Annotated in this window: 19 protein-coding genes; 9 read left to right on the plus strand and 10 right to left on the minus strand. The window is 69.9% G+C overall.

Annotated elements, in window-relative coordinates:
- The first annotated feature begins 20 nt into the window (after nt 1–20).
- Both BLR95_RS02265 and BLR95_RS15880 read left to right on the plus strand, forming a co-directional pair.
- The gene (locus BLR95_RS02265; protein ID WP_092614719.1) at nt 21–623 is read left to right on the plus strand and encodes an epoxyqueuosine reductase QueH; all 603 of its coding nucleotides are present in this window, start codon (nt 21–23) and stop codon (nt 621–623) included.
- Between the two features lie 245 nt (nt 624–868).
- Nucleotides 869–1060: an epoxyqueuosine reductase QueH gene (locus BLR95_RS15880; RefSeq protein WP_218119451.1), complete on the plus strand. Its 192-nt coding sequence runs from the start codon at nt 869–871 to the stop codon at nt 1058–1060.
- 282 nt (nt 1061–1342) lie between these two features.
- Here the strand turns inward: BLR95_RS15880 and BLR95_RS02275 are convergent, their stop codons facing one another.
- Nucleotides 1343–2266 carry a LysR family transcriptional regulator gene (locus BLR95_RS02275; RefSeq protein ID WP_092614725.1) on the minus strand — a complete coding sequence of 308 codons (924 nt, stop codon included), beginning with the start codon at nt 2264–2266 and terminating at the stop codon, nt 1343–1345.
- Nucleotides 2267–2395: 129 nt separating this feature from the next.
- On the opposite strand from BLR95_RS02275, the gene BLR95_RS02280 reads away from it, so the two are divergent.
- A complete protein-coding gene (locus BLR95_RS02280) occupies nt 2396–3094 on the plus strand; it encodes a pirin family protein (RefSeq protein ID WP_092614729.1) in 699 nt (232 codons plus the stop codon).
- 64 nt (nt 3095–3158) lie between these two features.
- A complete protein-coding gene (gene wrbA, locus BLR95_RS02285) occupies nt 3159–3758 on the plus strand; it encodes an NAD(P)H:quinone oxidoreductase (RefSeq protein WP_092614732.1) in 600 nt (199 codons plus the stop codon).
- A 520-nt stretch (nt 3759–4278) separates the two neighbouring features.
- Here the strand turns inward: wrbA and uvrA are convergent.
- Complete coding sequence (gene uvrA / locus BLR95_RS02290) at nt 4279–7134, minus strand: excinuclease ABC subunit UvrA (RefSeq protein WP_092614734.1); 2856 nt, start codon at nt 7132–7134, stop codon at nt 4279–4281.
- 243 nt (nt 7135–7377) lie between these two features.
- Between uvrA and BLR95_RS02295 the strand changes: the two genes are divergently transcribed.
- The 5 genes from BLR95_RS02295 to BLR95_RS02315 all read left to right on the plus strand — a co-directional run bounded on the left by BLR95_RS02295 (nt 7378) and on the right by BLR95_RS02315 (nt 11408).
- Nucleotides 7378–8223 (plus strand): ABC transporter ATP-binding protein, encoded by an 846-nt coding sequence (locus tag BLR95_RS02295; protein WP_092614737.1) that lies wholly within the window; start codon nt 7378–7380, stop codon nt 8221–8223.
- Entirely contained in the window at nt 8220–8981 is a 762-nt protein-coding gene (locus BLR95_RS02300) for an ABC transporter ATP-binding protein (protein ID WP_092614740.1), read from the plus strand. Before BLR95_RS02295 ends, BLR95_RS02300 begins: the two co-directional genes overlap by 4 nt.
- Nucleotides 8982–8988: 7 nt before the next feature.
- Nucleotides 8989–9849, plus strand: coding sequence for a branched-chain amino acid ABC transporter permease (locus BLR95_RS02305; RefSeq protein WP_092614743.1), 861 nt, complete (start codon nt 8989–8991; stop codon nt 9847–9849).
- Nucleotides 9850–9874: 25 nt separating this feature from the next.
- On the plus strand, nt 9875–10831 hold the full coding sequence (locus BLR95_RS02310; protein ID WP_092614746.1) for a branched-chain amino acid ABC transporter permease: 957 nt from the start codon (nt 9875–9877) through the stop codon (nt 10829–10831).
- A gap of 169 nt (nt 10832–11000) precedes the next feature.
- Nucleotides 11001–11408 (plus strand): c-type cytochrome, encoded by a 408-nt coding sequence (locus BLR95_RS02315; protein ID WP_092614749.1) that lies wholly within the window; start codon nt 11001–11003, stop codon nt 11406–11408.
- Nucleotides 11409–11574: 166 nt separating this feature from the next.
- On the opposite strand, the gene BLR95_RS02320 is transcribed toward BLR95_RS02315, so the two are convergent.
- The 8 genes from BLR95_RS02320 to BLR95_RS02355 all read right to left on the minus strand — a co-directional run bounded on the left by BLR95_RS02320 (nt 11575) and on the right by BLR95_RS02355 (nt 19774).
- Complete coding sequence (locus BLR95_RS02320) at nt 11575–12714, minus strand: toxic anion resistance protein (protein WP_092614752.1); 1140 nt, start codon at nt 12712–12714, stop codon at nt 11575–11577.
- On the minus strand, nt 12711–13418 hold the full coding sequence (locus tag BLR95_RS02325; RefSeq protein WP_092614755.1) for a 5-bromo-4-chloroindolyl phosphate hydrolysis family protein: 708 nt from the start codon (nt 13416–13418) through the stop codon (nt 12711–12713). The genes BLR95_RS02320 and BLR95_RS02325 overlap by 4 nt, the downstream gene beginning before the upstream one ends.
- An 8-nt stretch (nt 13419–13426) precedes the next feature.
- Nucleotides 13427–13867 carry an OmpA family protein gene (locus BLR95_RS02330; RefSeq protein ID WP_176787537.1) on the minus strand — a complete coding sequence of 147 codons (441 nt, stop codon included), beginning with the start codon at nt 13865–13867 and terminating at the stop codon, nt 13427–13429.
- 20 nt (nt 13868–13887) lie between these two features.
- On the minus strand, nt 13888–14751 hold the full coding sequence (locus tag BLR95_RS02335) for a glycine betaine ABC transporter substrate-binding protein (RefSeq protein ID WP_176787539.1): 864 nt from the start codon (nt 14749–14751) through the stop codon (nt 13888–13890).
- Nucleotides 14741–15538, minus strand: a complete 798-nt coding sequence (locus BLR95_RS02340) for a vWA domain-containing protein (RefSeq protein WP_092614764.1) — start codon at nt 15536–15538, stop codon at nt 14741–14743. The genes BLR95_RS02335 and BLR95_RS02340 overlap by 11 nt, the downstream gene beginning before the upstream one ends.
- 26 nt (nt 15539–15564) lie before the next feature.
- Nucleotides 15565–17334: an OmpA family protein gene (locus BLR95_RS02345; protein WP_092614767.1), complete on the minus strand. Its 1770-nt coding sequence runs from the start codon at nt 17332–17334 to the stop codon at nt 15565–15567.
- Between the two features lie 244 nt (nt 17335–17578).
- Nucleotides 17579–18433, minus strand: coding sequence for a hypothetical protein (locus tag BLR95_RS02350; protein ID WP_092614770.1), 855 nt, complete (start codon nt 18431–18433; stop codon nt 17579–17581).
- A 225-nt stretch (nt 18434–18658) separates the two neighbouring features.
- Nucleotides 18659–19774: a 5-(carboxyamino)imidazole ribonucleotide synthase gene (locus BLR95_RS02355; RefSeq protein ID WP_092614773.1), complete on the minus strand. Its 1116-nt coding sequence runs from the start codon at nt 19772–19774 to the stop codon at nt 18659–18661.
- Between the last annotated feature and the right edge of the window lie 6 nt (nt 19775–19780).

Here is a 19780-nt window from a genome sequence, read left to right on the forward strand (position 1 = left end):
AGGCGGCCCGCGAGGTTCCCATGAGCGGCCAGACGGGCGTCCCCGACCTGCTGCCCACCCCGCCCGGTGGCGAACGGCGGCTGGTCCTGCATTCCTGCTGCGCCCCCTGCGTCGGCGGGATCATGGAAAGCATGGCCGCCGCCGGCCTGGAGCCGCTGGTGCTGTTCTACAACCCCAACATCCACCCGGCCCCCGAATACCTGAAACGCAAGGACGAGAACGCCCGCTTCGCCGAAAAGCTGGGCCTTCCCTTCGTCGATGCCGACTACGACCCCAAGGCCTGGATGGACCGCGTGCGCGGCCTGGAAGCGGAACCCGAACGCGGCGCCCGCTGCACCGTCTGCTTCGACATGCGCCTCGCCTACACCGCCGATTACGCCCACCAGCACGGCTACCGGGTGTTCACCAGCTCGCTCGGCATCTCGCGCCACAAGGACATGGCCCAGGTCAACGCCAGCGCCACCCGCGCCGCCGCCCGCCACCCGGACCTCACCTACTGGGACCACAACTGGCGCAAGAACGGCGGCATGGACCACATGCTGACCGTCTCCCGGCGCGAGGACTTCTACCGCCAGGACTACTGCGGCTGCACCTTCTCCAAACGCGCCGCCGAGCGGGGGTAGGGGTGCAGCCGCCTTGCGGTGGCTTTATGGGGCGCTGCCCCATACCCCGCCGGGGAGGCCGGAAGGCCTCCCCGGACCCCACCATCAGCTCATTGTCATCGGGGCTTCGCCAGAGGATGGCGTTGTGGGTGCCAATGGTTGTTTCAGCAGGCCAGCTTTGCTGGCCTGCAACCAAAAACCATCCGTGTTTTCCTCCGCCGTGGCGTATTCCGCCAACGAAATGGCGGGGGTCTGGGGGACACCCAGTGTCCCCCAGTCTGGTTCGGTCATGCCTCACCCGCGCCGCCGCTCGCCACCCGGACCTCACCTACTGGGACCACAACTGGCGCAAGAACGGCGGCATGGACCACATGCTGAGCGTCTCCCGACGCGAGGACTTCTATCGCCAGGATTACTGCGGCTGCACCTTCTCCAAACGCGCCGCCGAGCGGGGGTAGGGGTGCAGCCGCCTTCGGCGGCTTTATGGGGCGCTGCCCCATGCCCCGCCGGGGAGGCCGGAAGGCCTCCCCGGACCCCACCATCAGCTCATTGTCATCGGGGCTTCGCCAGAGGATGGCGTTGTGGGGGCCAATGGTTGTTTCAGCAGGCCAGCTTTGCTGGCCTGCAACCAAAAACCGTCCGTGTTTTCCTCCGCCGTGGCGTATTCCGTCAACGAAATGGCGGGGGTCTGGGGGACACCCAGTGTCCCCCAGTCTGGTTCGGTTTGGGGGGTTCCCCTCTCACCCGCGCCCTGCGGTGGCGCAGTCGTCGCGGCCCAGCTCGGTGAAGCGGTCGAGCAGCCACTGGGCGGCTGGTCCGGGTGGGGTGTCGGCGCGCCAGACGCCGAAGAAGTGGTACAGGTCCACCTGGTGGTCGGGCAGGTCGAGGCGGCTCAGGGTGCCGGTCATCAGGTCGGCCTCGACCAGGTGCAGGGGCATGTTGCCCCAGCCGATGCCCTGGCGCAGCAGGGCGTGCTTGGCGCCCAGGTCAGCCAGCCGCCAGGTGCGTAGCCCGGTGACGCTGAAGTCGCGCCCCTCGGTGGCCTGCGAGCGGTCACTGATCACCAACTGGACGTGCCGGCTGGCCTCGCCGGGCGGGATGGTGCCGAGGCGGGCCAGGGGGTGGTTGGGGGCGGCCACGGTGACCAGGGGCACGGCGCCGGCGGCCTGACGCTCGACCCCGGGAACCACCGACTCCAGCGGCCCGGAGAGGCCGACGACCGCCTCGCCGTCGCGCACCATCTGCGAGACGGCGCCCAGGGTTTCCATGTGCAGACGCAGGGTGACGTGGGGAAAGGCCTCGGCGAAATCGCCGAGCACGGCGGCCAGACGCGGGTAGGGCACCATCACGTCGACCACCAGATCGACCTCGGCCTCCTGCCCGGCGCGCAGGCTGGCCACCTTGGCCTGCAGGCCGGCCAGGGCGGCGTCGATGGTGCGCGCCTCGGCCAGCACGGCGCGGCCGGCGTCGGTCAGCACCGGCTTGCGGGTGCCCTGGCGCCGGAACAGGCGCACGCCGAGTTGGGCTTCCAGGTTGCCGATGCCGTAGCTGATCACCGACACGGCGCGGTTCAGGCGGCGCCCGGCGGCGGCGAAGCTGCCGCTGTCGGCGACCGCCAGGAAGATGCGCACCTGGTCGAGGGTGGGCGGGGCGGGCTGGCTCATTTTTCTATCTGATAGAATAAATCAGACAGAATTATCTCACTTTCCCGTAAAGCCAGCAAGCCCCATCTGTGCTCCAGGAGCGGCCGCGCGCCGCCTGACCCCGCACCGTCTGACAAGGAGGCCAGACAGATGATTGAAAGACGCCCGTTCGACACCTTCGGTGCCTTCGACCATGGCTGGCTCGACACGCACCACCACTTCAGCTTCGGCGACTACCACGACCCGGAGCGCGTCAACTGGGGCGCCCTTCGGGTGTGGAACGACGACACCATCGCTCCCGGCACCGGCTTTCCGGCCCACCCGCACCGCGACATGGAGATCATCACCTATGTCCGCAAAGGGGCGATCAGCCATCAGGACAACCTGGGCAACGAAGGCCGCACGGCGGCCGGCGACGTGCAGGTGATGTCGGCCGGCTCGGGGATCGTCCACGCCGAGTTCAACCAGGAGGACGAACCGACCGAGCTGTTCCAGATCTGGATCCACACCGCCCAACGCGGCGCCAAACCCTCGTGGGGGACGCGGCCGTTTCCCCGCGACGCCCGGGCCGGGCGCTTCGTCACCCTGGCTTCGGGCCTGGACGACGACGCCGACGCCCTGCCCATCGGCACCCCGGCCCGCGTGCTGGGGGCGACCCTGGCCGCCGGCCAGGAAGCCACCCTCGAGGTCGGGCGGGAGCGCCACCTCTACCTGGTCTCGGTCGATGCCCCCATCGAGGTGAACGGTGTGCGCGCCGAGCCGCGCGACGGGGTTGCCGCGACCGACGAGACCACGCTTACCGTGCGCGCCCTGGCGGACACCGAAATCGTCCTCGTGGATGCCCAATAACTCGGACGCCCAATAACTTGGACACTCAATAACCCGTTCCATCCATCGCCACAGGAGACTCCTCATGGCCAAGGTTCTCGTTCTCTACTACTCCACCTACGGTCACATCGAGCAGATGGCCGGCGCCGTGGCCGATGGCGCCCGCGCCGCCGGGGCCGAGGTGGACATCAAGCGGGTCCCCGAAACGGCACCCGAGGAAGTGGCCCGCAACGCCGGCTTCAAGCTCGATCAGGCGGCCCCCATCGCCACCATCGACGACCTGGAACACTACGACGCCATCGTCGTCGGCACCGGCACCCGGTTCGGGCGGGTCAGCTCGCAGATGGCCGCCTTCCTCGATCAGGCCGGCGGGCTGTGGGCGCGCGGCGCCCTGCACGGCAAGGTGGGCGCCGCCTTCACCGCCAGCGCCACCCAGCACGGCGGGCAGGAAACCACCCTGTTCTCGATCATCACCAACCTTCTGCACTTCGGCATGACCGTGGTCGGCCTGGACTACGGCTTCGCCGGCCAGATGACCAACGACGAGGTGACCGGCGGCAGCCCCTACGGCGCCACCACCATCACCAACGGCGACGGCAGCCGCCTGCCCAGCGACAACGAACTGGCCGGCGCCCACTACCTGGGCCACCGAGTGGCCCAAACAGCCCTGAAACTGACCGCCTGAGGACGCACGACAAAGGGGCACCCCGAGCGCGGCTGAAAGCCGAGCGACGACGGTGCGCGCATTTGGCAAGACCAAAGGGGCTCTGCCCCCGCGCGCACCCCGAGTGAGGCTGAAAGCCGAGCGACGACGGTGCGCGCATTAAGCAAGACTCAAAGGGGCGCTGCCCCTTTGAACCCCGCCGGGGGACCCTGGGGGTCCCCCGGACCCCCGCCATGACTTTCTCGAGGTCCGGTCGTCGGCCGAGCGTGATGTTGGGCGGGGTTTTCAGGCAGGCCGGCTTTGCCGGCCTGCAACCAAAAACCGGACCACGGAATACATGACGTGTGGGGAGTCGGTTTGTTGGTTCCGCAGGCCAGCGAAGCTGGCCTGCACCCAAACACCATCTGTATTTGGCGCTCCCCCTGCGTTCCGCTCCAAGGAAAGGAGGGGGGCCGGGGGATCGCCTTCGATCCCCCGGTGGGGGTTTGGGGGCAACGCCCCCGATTTGGTCAAGCAGAGGGGCACCGCCCCTGATCGGGTGTCACGGCATCCGGGGGCTGGTGGCCAGGTGGCCGGTCAGGTAGCGGCCGGTGTGGCTGTCGGGGTTTTTGGCGACGTCTTCCGGGGTGCCGTGGGCGACGATTCGGCCGCCGCCGTCGCCGCCTTCGGGGCCCAGGTCGATCAGGTGGTCGGCGGTCTTGATGACTTCCAGGTTGTGTTCGATGACGACCACGGTGTTGCCCTGGTCGACCAGGGCGTGGAGCACTTCCAGCAGGCGGCGGACGTCTTCGAAGTGCAGGCCGGTGGTTGGTTCGTCGAGGATGTAGAGGGTGCGTCCGGTGGCCCGCCGGGCCAGTTCCTTGGACAGTTTCACGCGCTGTGCCTCGCCGCCGGAGAGGGTGGTCGCCTGCTGGCCGAGGTGGATGTAGGACAGCCCGACCCGGTCGAGCAGGGCCAGCTTGTCGCGGATGGCGGGGACCGCCTTGAAGAACTCCAGGGCTTCCTCGACGGTCATTTCCAGGACATCGGCGATGGACTTGCCGCGGAAGGTGATGTCCAGGGTTTCGCGGTTGTAGCGCTTGCCCTGACAGGCCTCGCAGGTGACGTAGACGTCGGGCAGGAAGTGCATTTCGATCTTGATCAGCCCGTCGCCCTGGCAGGCCTCGCAGCGTCCGCCTTTCACGTTGAAGCTGAAGCGGCCCGGCTTGTAGCCCCGGGCCTTGGCCTCGGGCAGGGCGGCGAACCACTCGCGGATCGGGGTGAAGCAGCCGGTGTAGGTGGCCGGGTTGGAGCGCGGGGTGCGGCCGATCGGGGACTGGTCGATGTCGACCACCTTGTCGATGTGGTGCAGGCCGTCCAGGCTGTCGTGGTCGCCGGGGTGGGCGCGGGCGCCGTTCAGGCGGCGGGCCAGGCCCTTGTAGAGGGTTTCGATGACCAGCGACGACTTTCCGCCGCCGGAGACCCCGGTGACGCAGGTGAAGGTGCCGAGCGGGAACTCGGCGGTGACGTTCTTCAGGTTGTGGCAGCGGGCGCCGTGGATGGTCAGGCTGCGACCGTTGCCGGGGCGGCGCCGGGCCGGCACGGCGATGGCTCTGGTGCCGCTCAGGTACTGGCCGGTCAGGCTGTCGGGGTTGGCGATCACCGCTTCCGGGGTGCCTTGGGCGACCACCCGGCCGCCGTGCAGGCCGGCGCCGGGGCCCATGTCCACCAGATGGTCGGCGCAGCGGATGGCGTCCTCGTCGTGTTCGACCACGATGACGGTGTTGCCCAGGTCGCGCAGCCGCTTGAGGGTGGCCAGCAGGCGGTCGTTGTCGCGCTGGTGCAGGCCGATGGAGGGTTCGTCGAGCACGTAGAGCACGCCGGTCAGGCCGCTGCCGATCTGGCTGGCCAGCCGGATGCGCTGGCTTTCGCCGCCCGACAGGGTGCCCGAGGTGCGCGACAGGGTCAGGTAGTCCAGCCCGACGTCCATCAGGAAGCCCAGGCGGTCGGTGATTTCGCGCAGGATGCGCCGGGCGATCTGGCGCGACTGCTCGGGCAGGTTCTCTTCCAGGCTGGCGAACCAGGCCAGCGCCGGGCCGATGGCCAGATCGTTGATCTCGCCGATGTGCCGGCCGGCCACCTTCACCGCCAGGGCTTCCGGCTTCAGGCGGTGGCCGTTGCAGGCGGTGCAGGGGGCGGAGGACTGGTAGCGGCCCAACTCCTCGCGGATGTAGCTGCTTTCGGTCTCCCGCCAGCGCCGCCGAATGGAGGGGATGACCCCTTCGAACGGCTTGCTGGTGGTGTACTGGCGCACCCCGTCGTCGTAGGAGATGCGCACCGGGGCGTCGCCCGAGCCGTTGAGGAGGGTGTCGCGCACGGTTTCCGGCAACTCGGCCCACGGGGTGTCGAGGTCGCAGCCGAAGTGGGCCGCCACCCCGGCCAGGGCCTGCCGGAAATAGGGCGAGGGCGGGGTGGCGTTGGACCACGGGGCGATGGCGCCCTGGGCCAGGGTCTTCGACTCGTCGGGGACGACCAGCAGGGGGTCGAAGTAGAGGCGCACGCCCAGGCCGTCGCAGGCCGGGCAGGCGCCGGCCGGGTTGTTGAAGCTGAACAGCCGGGGCTCGATTTCCTCGATGGTGAAGCCGGAGACCGGGCAGGCGAAGCGCGAGGAAAACGTCTGCTTGATCTCGCCGTCCGGGCTTTCCACCAGAAGCAGGCCATCGGACAACTCAAGCGCGGTCTCCACCGAGTCGGCCAACCGGGCGGTTTCGGTGACGGGCAGCTTCAGGCGGTCGACCACCACCTCGAGGTCATGCTTGCGCTTGCGGTCGAGGTCGGGAACCTCGTCGATCAGGTGTATCTCGCCGTCCACCCGCACCCGCTGGAAGCCGCGCTTTTGCAGGGCCCGCAGCTCTTTCTTGTGCTCCCCCTTGCGGCCCCGCACCACCGGGGCTAGGAGCAGCAGGCGGCTGCCTTCGGGCAGGGCGGCGATGGCGTCGACCATCTGGCTGACCGTCTGGCTTTCGATGGGCAGGCCGGTGGCCGGGCTGTGCGGCACCCCGGTGCGGGCCCACAAAAGGCGCATGTAGTCGTGGATTTCGGTCACCGTGCCGACCGTCGATCGCGGGTTGCGGCTGGTCGTTTTCTGCTCGATGGAGATGGCCGGCGACAGGCCCTCGATGGAATCCACGTCGGGCTTCTGCATCAGCTCCAGGAACTGGCGGGCGTAGGCCGACAGGCTTTCCACGTAGCGCCGCTGGCCCTCGGCATAGATGGTGTCGAAGGCGAGCGACGACTTGCCGGAGCCCGACAGCCCGGTGATCACCACCAGGCGGTCGCGCGGCAGGTCGAGGCTGACGTCTTTCAGGTTGTGCTCGCGCGCGCCGCGCACGCTGAGCCGTTTGCCGTCGTCGGTCATGGTCGGGGAGCCATCGGGAAGGGGGCGGAAGGGTCCCCTAGATAGCGCCTGTCCCTGGCATCGCCAAGGGGCGCCCGGGGGCTTTCGGCTGTCGGCCGTGCATGGCGGGCTTGCGGGGGCGGGCCGCATCGGATAAACGAGCCCCTTTCCGGGCGCCGCGCCGCCGCTCCGGCGACGGTGCGCGCCCCTGGTCCGAAACAGCGGTGTATCCATGACGGGAACAGGCAAGGAGGCCCGGGCGGGGTGATCCAGATCGACGGCTTGTCCAAGGCGTTCGGCGGCCTGCAGGCGGTGGACGCCTGCTCCTTTTCGGTCGGCAAGGGGCGGGTGACCGGCCTGATCGGCCCCAATGGCGCCGGCAAGACGACACTGTTCAACATGGTCGCCGGGTTCCTGAAACCGGACGATGGCAAGGTGGTGCTGGATGGCGAGGACGTCACCGGCCTGCCGGGCCATGTGCTGTTCCACAAGGGGCTGGTCCGCACCTTCCAGATTCCGCACGAATTCAGCCGCATGACGGTGCGCGAGAACCTGATGGTGGTGCCCCCCGCCCAGGTCGGCGAGAACCTGATCAAGTCGTGGCTGCGCTGGTCGAAGGTGCGGGCCGAGGAAATCCGGGTGCGCCACAAGGTGGAGGAGGTGCTCGACTTCCTGTCCATCGATCATCTGGCCGACGAGCTGGCCGGCAACCTGTCGGGCGGCCAGAAGAAGCTTCTGGAGCTGGGCCGCACCATGATGACCGACCCCAAGGTGGTGCTGCTCGATGAGCCCGGGGCCGGGGTCAACCGCACCCTGCTCGGCAAGCTGGCCGAGGCCATCCAGCGCCTGAACGAGGAGCGCGGCTACACCTTCTGCATCATCGAGCATGACATGGACCTGGTTTCCAAGCTGTGCGACCCGGTGGTGGTGATGGCCCAGGGCACGGTGATCGCCGAGGGGCCGATGCACGATATCCGGGCCAACCGCGAGGTCCAGGAGGCCTATCTGGGCGGCGGCATGAGCGGCCGCATGGGCCACCACCACGACGTCGCCCGCCAGCAGGCGGCGGCCCAGGCGGCCACCCTGACCCCACGGGAGGCCGGGGCATGAGCATCGCGTCCGCCGCCTCCTCCGCCACCTCCTCCGCAACCGGGCCCGCCGCCACGCCGCTGGTCGAGATCGACAAGGTCACCGGCGGCTATGGCGGGTCCGACATCCTGAGCGACGTCGAACTGTCGATGACGGCCGACCAGATCGTCGTCATCATCGGGCCCAACGGGGCCGGCAAGTCCACCCTGATGAAATCGGTCTTCGGGCTGGTCCGCATCCGCCAGGGCCACATCCGGCTGGACGGCGAGGAGATCACCAACCTGCGCCCCGATCTGGTGGTGCAGAAGGGGGTCGGCTACGTGCCCCAGGAGCGCAACGTCTTCCCCTCGATGACGGTGGCCGAGAACCTGGAGATGGGCGCCTTCCTGAGGCGCGACGACTTCCGGCCGCAGATGCGGCGCATGTACGACCTGTTCCCGCGTCTGGCCGAGCGGCGCGACCAGTTGGCCGGCTCGATGTCCGGCGGGGAACGCCAGATGCTGGCCATGGCCCGCGCCCTGATGCTGGAGCCCCGCCTCTTGCTGCTCGACGAGCCGACCGCCGGGCTGTCGCCGCTGTTCATCGACCAGACCTTCGAACGCATCAAGGAGATCAACAGCTTGGGCATCGGCATCCTGATGGTCGAGCAGAACGCCCGCCAGGCCCTGGCCATCGCCGACATGGGCTATGTGCTGGCGACCGGCCGCAACCGTTACACCGACACCGGGGCCAACCTGCTGGACAACCCGGAAGTCGCCGAAATGTTCCTGGGAGGTTAGCCGCGCCATGGATGTGGTCCAGCTTTTCGTCTATGGCATCGTCCTCGGCTCGATCCTCACCCTGGGGGCGATCGGGGTGTCGCTGATCTATGGCATCCTGCGCTTTGCCCATTTCGCCCAGGGCGACGTGGCGGCCTTCGGGGCCTACATCGCCCTCAGCGTGGTGGTGGCCAGTGGCCTGCCGGCCCTGGCGGCGCTGCCCGTCGCCATGCTGGCGGCGGCCGGCCTGGCCATCCTTATCGACCAGACGGTGTACCGCCGCCTGCGCGGGGCCAGCCCGGTGATCCTGTTGATTTCCTCGTTCGGCATGGCACTGGTGATCCGCTCGCTGATCCAGCTGGTGTGGGGGCCGCACAACCAGACCTTCGCCAGCGGCATCCAGATCCCCTATCGGGTCGGCGGGCTGGTCCTCAAGCCGGACCACCTGCTGATCGTCGCCGCCGCGGTGGCGCTGGTGGTCGGGTTGCACCTGTTCCTGACCCGCACCCGCATGGGCAAGGCGATGCGCGCCATGTCCGACAACATGGACCTGGCCCTGGTCTCCGGGGTGCCGGCCGAGCGCGTGGTGATGGTCACCTGGGCCCTGGCCGGGGCCCTGGGCGCGGCGGCCGGGGTGTTCCTGGGCATGGATACGCGGCTGCATCCGCAGATGGGCTGGTCGGTGCTGCTGCCGGTGTTCGCCGCCGCCATCCTGGGCGGCATCGGCAAGCCCTATGGGGCGATCGCCGGCGGGCTGGTGATCGGGGTCGCCATGGAGATGTCGACCATGGTCATCGACCCCGCCTACAAGCCGGCGGTGGCCTTCGCCATCATGGTTCTGGTGCTGGTGGTGCGCCCGCAGGGCATTTTCGCCGGCAAGGTTCTCTAGGGTCGGACAGGGGAGCGGTCACATCATGGATTTCCTGGGCCTGGAGAGCTATCTGGTGGCCATGCTGACCACGGTCGGCATCTACGCCGTGCTCAGCCTGGGGCTGAACGTGCAGTTCGGCCTGACCGGGCAGATCAACATCGGCATCGCCGGCTTCTATGCCGTCGGCGCCTACACGGCGGCCATCCTGACGACCAGCGAGAGCGTGCATCACCTGGGCGGCTTCGGGCTGCCCTTCGTCATCGGGCTGGCCGGGGCGGTGCTGATGAGCGCCCTGATCGCCCTGCCGATCGGCCTGGTCACCATAAGATTGCGCTCCGACTATCTGGCCATCGCCACCATCGGCATCGCCGAGATCATCCGTCTGGTGTTCAAGAACGAGGACTGGCTGAGCAACGGCGTGCGCGGCATTCCGGGCATCGAGCGGCCGCTGGCCGGCTGGCTGGGCACCAACGCCCATGTCACCCTGGCCGTGGTGCTGGTGGTGCTGGCCGTCGTCTGGTGGCTGTGCGAGCGGGCCCGGGTCTCGCCCTGGGGGCGGGTCTTGCGGGCCATCCGCGAGAACGAGCAGGGGGTGACGGCGGCCGGCAAGGACGTGGTGCGCTTCCGCGTCCAGGCCTTCGTGGTCGGCGCCGCCATCATGGGCCTGGGCGGCGCCCTTTATGCCCACGTGGTCGGCTTCATCAGTCCGGAAGCGTTCATGCCCCTGCACGCCACCTTCCTGGTCTGGGTGATGCTGATCGCCGGCGGGGCCGGCAACAACACCGGGGCCATCGTGGGGGCGCTGATCATCTGGCTGGTCTGGTCCGGCACCGAGCTGGTCACCGGCCGCCTGCCGCCCGAGTTCGCCACCCAGGCCAGCTCGGTCAGGGTTTTGATGATCGGCGTGCTGTTACAGGTTATTCTGATCGCCCGGCCGCAGGGTTTGCTGCCGGAGCGGGCGCCGCGGGCCGTGGGAGCGGCCCGAGGGCGCGGGAAGTGAGGCAGCCTGGGGCGGAAGGTGACTTAAAGTCGCCATAATCTTCCCCTAGTCTGCCTCAGGTCGGGTCCCGGAGGGACCTCTCCGTGGCCGATCCCGGTCCGCCCGACGGGCCGCGGCGCGGAGCTACCGGGACCATGAGAACAATGACTTCAATAAGGAGTGGGATGCGATGAAACGAGTTCTGACCCTGGCTGGTGCGCTTGCCCTGGTGGCCGGTGTGACCGCCGCTGATCCGGCCCATGCCGCCGACGGCGAGACCGTGTTCAAGAAGTGCTCTTCCTGCCACAACCTGAGCGCCGACAAGGACCACGGCAAGAAGCTGGGTCCCAACCTGTGGGGCGTGGTGGGCTCGAAGCCGGCCAGCAAGGCGGACTACAGCTACTCGGACAGCTACGAGAAGCTGGCCGCCAAGGGCGAGACCTGGACCAAGGAGAACCTCATGGGGTACGTCGAGAACCCCAAGAAGTTCCTGTCCGAGAAGCTGGGCGAGAAGAAGGTCAAGTCGAAGATGACCTTCTTCCTGAAGGACGAGGAAGAGCGTTCGGCCGTCATCGACTTCCTGGCCACCAAGAAGTAAGAACTGGGCAGCAGCGTCCCGCTTCCGGGGAAGGGCTGCCGCCCGGCCCGGAGGCGGGCGGCAGCCTGAACGGATGAGGCCGGCACCGAAGGGCGCCGGCCTTTTTCGTGTCCCTGGTTCGGTGTCGGGCGCGCGCCGGGTCGGCGCGGCCTGTCAGCCAGCCGACTCAGCCAGCCGATTGGGCTGCCTTCCGTTGGCTCAGCAGGGTGTCGCGCAACTGGCTTTCGCAGGCTTTCAGGCGCTCCTCGGCCTCGGCCCGGCGGCGGCGCGCCTGCTCGGTGATGTCCATGGTCTCGGTCAGCGTGGCCATCAGGTTGGCGTTGGCCTGCTCGACCGCCTCGATGTCGACCACCCCGCGCTCGATGGCCTTGCGGGCCTCGCGGTTGGCGGTCTTCAGGCTTTCGCTCGACTGGACCAAAAGCTCGTTGGTCAGGTCGTTGACGTCGTTCACCGCCTCGGCCGCCTGGGTCGCCCGGTTGGCGGTGATGGCGATGGCCAACTGGCGCTTCCACATGGGAATGGTGTTGGTCTGCACCGACTGGATCTTGGCCACCAGTCCCTTGTCCACGTCCTGGGTGTTGCGGATCGCCGGCATGTTCTGGATGACGATCTGCCGGGTCAGCTTGAGGTCGTGCAGGCGCCGTTCGACGCTGTCGATGGTGTTCTGGAAGTCGCGCACCTTCTGGGCGGCGATCATGTCGTCGGGATTCTTCTCGGCCGTCTGGCGCAACTCGGGCATCAGGCTGTCGGTCATGTGGGCGAGCACCGCCTCGCCGGCCTGGATGTAGATGTCGAGCCGGGCGTAGAAGCCCAGGGTTTCGGCGTACATGCGGTCCAGCTTCTCGATGTCGCTCATCAACTGGCGGGCATGGCGGTCCAGGTTGGCCTGGATGGCCTCGATCTGGCTGTCCACCATCTCGTAGCGCTGCAGGAACTTGACCACCGGGCTGACCTTGCCGAGCAGCTTGCCGAAGAAGCCGGGCTCGCCCTCCTTCAACGCGTCGGTGGAGAAGCCGCGCATGGTGGCGACCACCTCCGACAGCGCCGCCTGGGCCGGGCCGATGTCCTTGTTGCGCACCCCGTCGAGGATGCTTTCGCTGGCCTCGGTGGCGCCGCGCTGGGCCTCGGCGCCCCAGGAGAGGATGGACAGGCTGTCCGCCGGGTCCAGCTCGGCGATGGCCTTCCTGAGGTCCGGCTCGCCCACCTCGGGCATCGAGCCGGCCTCGGCCAGCTCCTGGGTCAGGGCCGGGGTGGGCAGGGGGATGGCCGACAGGGCCTCGCGGGTCACGGGCAGGGTCTCGCTCATGGCTGGGTGGCTCCTTGGGGCTCGGATTCCGAAAGCATGCGGCGGATCACGGTCAACTCGATGTCGAGGCTTTCCAGGTCGTCGGCCACGTTGGTCTCGCGCTGGCGCTCGAAGGCGCGGGCCAGATGGTCCAGCGCCTCGCCGGCCTTGACCATGACCTCGGCCTGGGGTGGCACGCCCTTGGCTTCCAACTCAGCGTAACGCTCGGCGACCTGGGCGGCGTCCTCCAGGTAGACGTTCAGGAAGCGGCGCGAGCGGCGCACGTCGCCGGGGTCGTCCTTCAGGGCGGCGACCACCCGATAGGCGGTGTCGGCCATCTCCTTCAGGGCTTTCTGGGTCGGCTTGTGGCGGATCCGCCGACGCGCCGCCCGGGTCCGCTCGATGCGTGCCAGGGCCTCGGTCATGACCTGCCACAGGTGCTCCGGGCTGATCCCGTCGGCCGGGTCGATCAGCTCCCAGGGCGCATGGTCGCGGCCGATCAGCAGGCGCAGGCCGAAGCCGGCGACCAGACCGGTGGCCAGCGCCGCCAGGGTGCCCAGGGGGCCGCCCAGAACCACCGTTGCCGGCTGCATGGCCAGGATGACCAGGGCCGCCAGCAGGCAGCAGGTGACGAACTTCCAGCCCTCCAGCCACGGCCAGGGGAGGGCCCGTTGGCTGGCCAGATCGGCTTGCAGGCGGCGGCTCAGGCGGTCGGTGGCGGCCATCGGGGGGGTCAGTTCCAGGGCGCCGGGTGGACCAGGGTCACCACCACCCGGGCGAGGCGTCCCTGATAGGCCAGGGTGGGTTCGTCGTCGCGCCGCGGCAGGGGCTCGCTGCCGCCGATGCCGGCGGTGGTCAGGCGTGCGCGGTCGATGCCGGCGGCGATCAGCCGGTCGGCCACCGCCTCGGCCCGCTGTTGGCTGAGCAGGCGGTTGCTGTCGGCGTCGCCCAGGGTGCCGCTGTGGCCGACCACCGAGGCATGGTGGCGCGGATGCTCGGTGAGGAAGACGACGGCCCGCTCGATGGCGGTGCGCCCCTCGGCGGTCAGCTCGGTGCCCCGGGCGAAGGGCACGGTCAGGCGCTGGGTGCTGGCGAGGTTGCCCAGCCAGTGGGTGCCGAGCACGGCGCCGGTGGCGAGAACGATCAGGGCGAGGCCGAACAGTCTGCGGGTCATGGGGCGGGGTTTCGCGTTCCTCAGGAGCCGGTCATCCAGGCGGTGACCCGGTCGTTGTTGGCGTTCAGCCATTCGCGGATGGCGTCCTCGGGGCCGATTTCCTGGCCGCGCGCCAGGATGGCCTCGATCTCGGCGATGTCGAAGGACATGCGGGCCAGCAGCCCGGCCGCCTTGGGGAAATCCTCGGCGAATCCCTGGCGGACCATCACATGCACCGACTCGGCCTTGCCGAAGCGGTGCTCGGGGTCGTCCAGGTAGCGCAGATCATAGGCCCCGAACAGCCAGTGCGGGTTCCACAGGGTGGCGGCCACGCAGGCCCCCGAGTCGATGGCTTGGCCAAGGTCGCGGGCCATGGAAAAGTCGGTCCCCTCGGTCAGTTCCAGGTTGGCGCCCAGATCGGACAGGGTGTCGCGCGTCATGCCCATGATGCCCGAGCCCGGGTCGATGCCGAGGATGCGCCCGCCGATCGCCTGGGCCCCCTCGGGTGTGGCCAGATCGGCCAGGGCGCGCAGCGAGTCGGGGCAGGCGGCGGAGACCGCGATGCCGAGGCGGGCGTTGTCGTACAGGGTGCCGTGATCAATCAGCTTGTCGCCGTACCGCTCCAGGTAGGCGGCGTGGGTCTGGGGCAGCCAGGCCATCATCATGGCGTCCAACTCGCCCAGGGCGACCGAGCGGTACTGGATGGCGATGTCCGACAGGGTCAGCTCGGCGTCGATGCCCATGCCCTTTTCCAGAATCAGGGCGGCCATCTTGGAGACGATCTCGGCATCCTGCCAGGTGGTCCAGCCGATCTTCACCGGCTCGGCGCGGGCCGGGCCGCCCGGGCCGGCGAGCAGCAGGCCGAGGGCCAGCAGGGGGGCGGCCAGCAGGGATCTACTGTTCATGGAAAAGGCCTCCGGAGCGGACATCGGCCACCTCGGCCAGCACCTGATCCAGGCCCTGGCGCAAGGCCTCGGGATCGGCGGCCGAGGTGTAGAAGGTGCGCCCCGGCTGGTTGAGGGCGCTGTCGGTGATGCAGAAACCCAGGGTGTGGATGCTGACCGGGCTGGCCGGGTTGTCGGTGATGGCGCGCACCACCGGGGCCGGGTCCTGGCCCTCGCTGTGGGCGCCGTCGGTGATGACGATCAGCCGGTAGTCGCCGAAGCCGCGTTGGCGCGCCCCTTGCGCCTCAAGCATTTGCTGGCCCAGGGCCAGGGCATCGCGCAGGGGGGTGCCGCCATCGGGCAGGGCGGCCTCGACGGCGGCGGTGAACCGGCGCCGGTTGCCGGTGGCCAGGGGAACCCGGGTCGACAGCCCGTGATGGTCGAAGACGACCAGGCCCAGGTTGGTGGCCGGGTCGATGTTGGCCAGCCAGCCGGCCAGCACGTCGCGCGCCGCCTGGGCCTTGTCGCGATAGGTGCCGGCGCACTTGGTGCCGGCCATGGAGCCCGACATGTCGAGCACCACCACAATGTTGGCGGCGGCCAGATTGTCGGCCATTTCGGCCGTCGTCTCATCGACTACCGTCCCGGCCGGCCAGTGCAGGTCGGCCAGTTGGGCCACGGTGGGGCTTGGCGGTGGCGGCAGCACCCCCGGGGTGGCGTTGCTCTCGGGCCCGCTCTCGTCGCAGCCGGCGAGCAGGGCGGCGGCCAGCAGCGGCACGGCAAGGCGGCGGACGAACGGGGTGGGCATGGGCGCTCTCCCTGCCGGCGGGCGGCCTACCAATTGACCACCGGGGTCAGCACGTCGGATTCGGCCTCCACGTTGACCATGCGGAAGACGACCCGCATGTTGGCGCGGATTTCCTCTTCGGTGCGCGGCGGGGCCGGGTCGCCGGCCTTGAAGCTGTCCGGGCAGGCCGGCACCTCGGGGGCGCCGCACAGGCCGCTGGCCGGGTCCTCGATGCCCCGCCCGTCGACCACGAACTGCGAGGCGTCGAGCGGCACCCCGGAGCTGTCGGCGAAATCGAGGATGGCCCGGCGCACCGCCTGGGCGCGCGACAGGCTCAGGGTCAGGGTGGACTGGCGCTGGCGCCTGAGCACGTTCTCCGGCTGCCCTTCGCGGTACTTCATGACCAGATAGCGGGTCGGGTCGGTGTGGCCTTCCACCGTCATCACGGCGCCGCCGTAGGTGGCGGCCAGATCGATCACCCGGCGGAAGTCCCCGGCGTACCGGCTGGCCGGGAAGTCGGCCTGGTTGGGCTCGAAATTGATGGTGAAGGTGAGCAGGGTGCTGTCGTCCAGCGTGCCCTCGCTCTGCATGCGCCGGGTGGCGGCGTCGGCGGCCTGGGTGTCGAAGCCGCTGATGCGGGCCGCCCGGGTGTCGAACAGGTCGCCGCCCAGGTCGTCCCAGGCCCAGCCGGCGGTGGTGACCTCAAGCACCGTGCCGACCATCTGGCGCTCGGCCAGGAAGCGCCCGGTGTCGCCGACCAGCCGGGTGAAGCTCAAGGGGTGGCTGGCGGTGGCCCAGGTCTTGTTGCCCTCAAGGCCGACCGTCTCCACGCCCTTCCACAGCGCCTCGGCCTCGGCCGCGCGCTCGGCCGAGCCGAGCAGGATGGCGGCCACCTTGTCCCACGGCACGAGCTGTTTCAGCACGTCCTCGCGCACCTCTTCCTCGGCGTCGAGCAGGGCCTGGACCAGGGCCGCCACCTGCGCGCCGTTGGCTTTCAGGTAGTCGGCCCGGACCACCAGCACCTCGCCCAGGGCGCGCGACAGCGAGCGGGTGGAGAGCAAAACCTCGGCCCCGCGCACCGAGCCCTCGGCCCCGGTGCCGACGCCGCCGGCGGTCAGCACCTCGGCTTCCGGGGCGGTGACGAAGACGGCGTCGACGTCGGCGTTGCGCATGAACACGGCGGCCGGGGCGTCGCCCTCCAGGCCGCTGGCGCGGCGGGTGGCGAGCAGGGTCGGCGGCTGCCAGTCGCCGCCGGCGGCGGCTTTGGCGTCACTCAGGATGCGGGCCAGAAGGTCGAGCGGGCGGCCTTTTTCGGGATAGGCGATGGTGGCCCCGGAAAGGTCGGTCGGGCGGTCGATGCCGGGGCGCACCACCAGGGCGTCGTGGCCGCTCGACCAGCCGAACAGGAAGACGCCCACCGGGCTGGCGTCGCGGCCATCGCCGGCCGCCTTGGGGATCTCATCGGCGAGGCGCGCCAACTGGCCGTGGGTCAGCCGCATGAAGGGGGTGTCGCAGCGCAGGTAGGCGGCGAGCTGGGCCTCAAGATCGCGCCCGTCGACCAGCCGCGCCGCCGTGTCGGCGCGGGCGAAGGCGCCGTTGGCCGCCGGCTCGGTGGCATAGGCGTTGGCGTGCACGCTGACCACGTCGGCCCCGGTCGGCAGCAGCGGAATGGCTGGCGCCTCCAGCGGGCGGCAGGCGGCCACATCGGCCTTCACCTCGGCCGCCCCATCCGCCGCCAGGGCCGGCGAAGACAGCGGGCCGGCCAGGGCGAGTACAGCCAGCAGGGCGGTAAGACAGGCGGCAGGGAAACGGGGCACCGTCGAGCCTCCATCGGCGACAGGGCGCCCGGGGGCGCGCCAGGATCGATCATTCTCGGCACGGCGGCGGGGCGGGCGCGGGTCCGTCCGTTGGCGCCGGGCGGCGGTGCCTTAACAGATCGGGCAGCAGGCGGCGTCCGGCAACCCCCCCCTGGGCCGGCGCGGGCAGCATACATCAGGCGTTCCAGTGTTGGGAGGGGCCGTGGTCCGGGCGCGTGTCGGTCCCGGCCGCCCGCCCCTCAGCCTATTGTTGCCGCGCCGCCTGTGGTCCCTTCACCTGAGCCACCAGGGCGCGGACCAGGGGCGGTGGCCCCTGGCGGATGTCCAGGTCGTCGAGCGGTTCGATGCCGGCCGCCCGCAGGGCCAGGGCGAGGCGTCCCCGCCGTGCCTCGGGGACCAGACAGCCGGCCTGCCAACTGGCCAGTTGCTCGAGAAAACGGGCATGGTCCGGGTCGTGGAAGGGGAAGCCGGTGTCCTGGCGCGGCTTGAAGCCCTCGGCCTCCCAGTAGGTCACGGTGCCCCGGGTGGCGCCCGGGCGGCGTCCCTCGGGGCCCCGGTGCACCATGTCCTTGGGCGGGGCGAGGCGGACCCGGCTGAGGTTGGCGCTCACCTCGGCCAGACGGTCGGCGTCGACCGGCTCGGGGCTCATGGCGGCGATCAGCCCCTGGATCCAGCCGCCGGGATCACCCATCAGCCGCTCGTAGGGCAGGAACAGGGCGCTGGGCGGGGCGATGGCCGACCAGCGGGCCAGCAGGTTGGCGAAGAACAGGGCCTTCTCGACCGCGAAGCGGTGCCACGCCTCGACCTCCCCGGCGGTCAGGCGTTCGGGAAAGTCGAGCTCGAACCACGAGCAGATGGCCGGGTAGGGGCGGCGGTACTGGATGACGTAGGGCCGGCCCGCCACCACCGGGGTGTTCAGCGTGAAGTCGTGGTTCTTCTGCAGGATGGTGTGTGCCTGCTGGCAGGGGATGTCCTGGCAGCACTGGTTGTTGTCGCACCACCGCCAGGGCTCGCCGAAATAGTCCATGACGTGGCGCATCAGCAGATGAAAGCCGCTGCGCGGGAAGGAGATGCTCTGAAGCGGGGTGGGGCGGTTCATCGGCCATTCCGTCGCTGATCGCGGGACCCGTCTGGGCGGGGCGTGCTCTAAATTATTGAATCGAGAGCGGTTTGCGAACCGGACCCCAGAAGCCAGTGATTCCGTTCTGGCGCAAAACGCCCTAACGACGTGGCCGATCATTCTACCCGATGACGGGCGTCAGGTCGCTGGTTGGCTGGCGGCGCGGTGGGCGACCCCGCCGCCGCCGCCGCGCCGCCCGGTCGATCAGTCGGCGCGCCACGGGCGCAGGCGGTTGACGTGCCCCATCTTGCGGCCCGGGCGGGCCTCGGCCTTGCCGTACAGGTGCAGGCAGGCCCCGGGCTCGGCGAGCAGGGCGCGCACCGCCTCGGGGTTGGCTTCCTCGCCCAGCAGGTTGGTCATCTCGGCGTCGGCCAGCCGCAGCGGGCTGCCCAGGGGCAGGCCACAGATGGCCCTGATGTGCTGCTCGAACTGGTCGGTCAGGCAGGCGTCCTGGGTCCAGTGGCCGGAGTTGTGGACCCGGGGCGCCATCTCGTTGACCAGCAGGCGGTGGTCGGCGGTGACGAACATCTCGACCGCCATCACCCCGACCAGATCCAGTGCCTCGGCGGCATCCAGGGCGATCCGCCGGGCCTTTTCGGCGACCTCGGCGGGCAGCCGGGCGGGCACGGTGGAGGTGTGCAGGATGTGGTCGCGGTGCACGTTCCCGGCCGGGTCGAAGGCGGCCGCCGCGCCGTCCAGCCCGCGCGCCACCACCACCGAAACCTCGGCCACGAAGTCGACGAAGGATTCGACCAGCACCTCGTCGCTGGCCAGGGCGGCCCAGGCCTGCCCGGCGGCGGCCTCGGGGTCCTGACCGGGCATGAGCTTCACCTGCCCCTTGCCGTCGTAGCCCAGGCGGGTGGTCTTGGCCACCGCCGGCGGCGGCACCTCGGCCAGGGCGGCGGCCAGCTCGGCGGCCGAGGTGGCGATTCGCCACGGCGGCACGGCGGCGCCGATGCGCTCGAAGAAGCGCTTTTCCGAGGGTCGGTGCTGGCCCACCGCGAGCGCCGCCGGGTCCGGGCGGACCGGCTTCAGGCCGGCCAGGAACTCGACCCCGGGCAGGGCGATGTTCTCGAACTCGTAGGTGATGACGTCGACCTTGGCGGCGAACCCGGCCAGCGCCTGATGGTCGTCGTAGGCGGCCACGGTGTGGGCGGCCGAGACCTCGAAGGCCGGGCTGGCCGGGTCGGGGCAGAAGGCGTGGCAGCGATAGCCCAGCCGGGCGGCGGCCAGGGCCAGCATGCGGCCCAACTGGCCACCGCCCAGGATGCCGATGGTCGCCCCCGGGGGCAGCGCGGCAAGGGCGGGCTGGTTGGTCATCGCCGG

Source organism: Roseospirillum parvum (assembly GCF_900100455.1).
GTDB classification, from domain to species: domain Bacteria; phylum Pseudomonadota; class Alphaproteobacteria; order Rhodospirillales; family Rhodospirillaceae; genus Roseospirillum; species Roseospirillum parvum.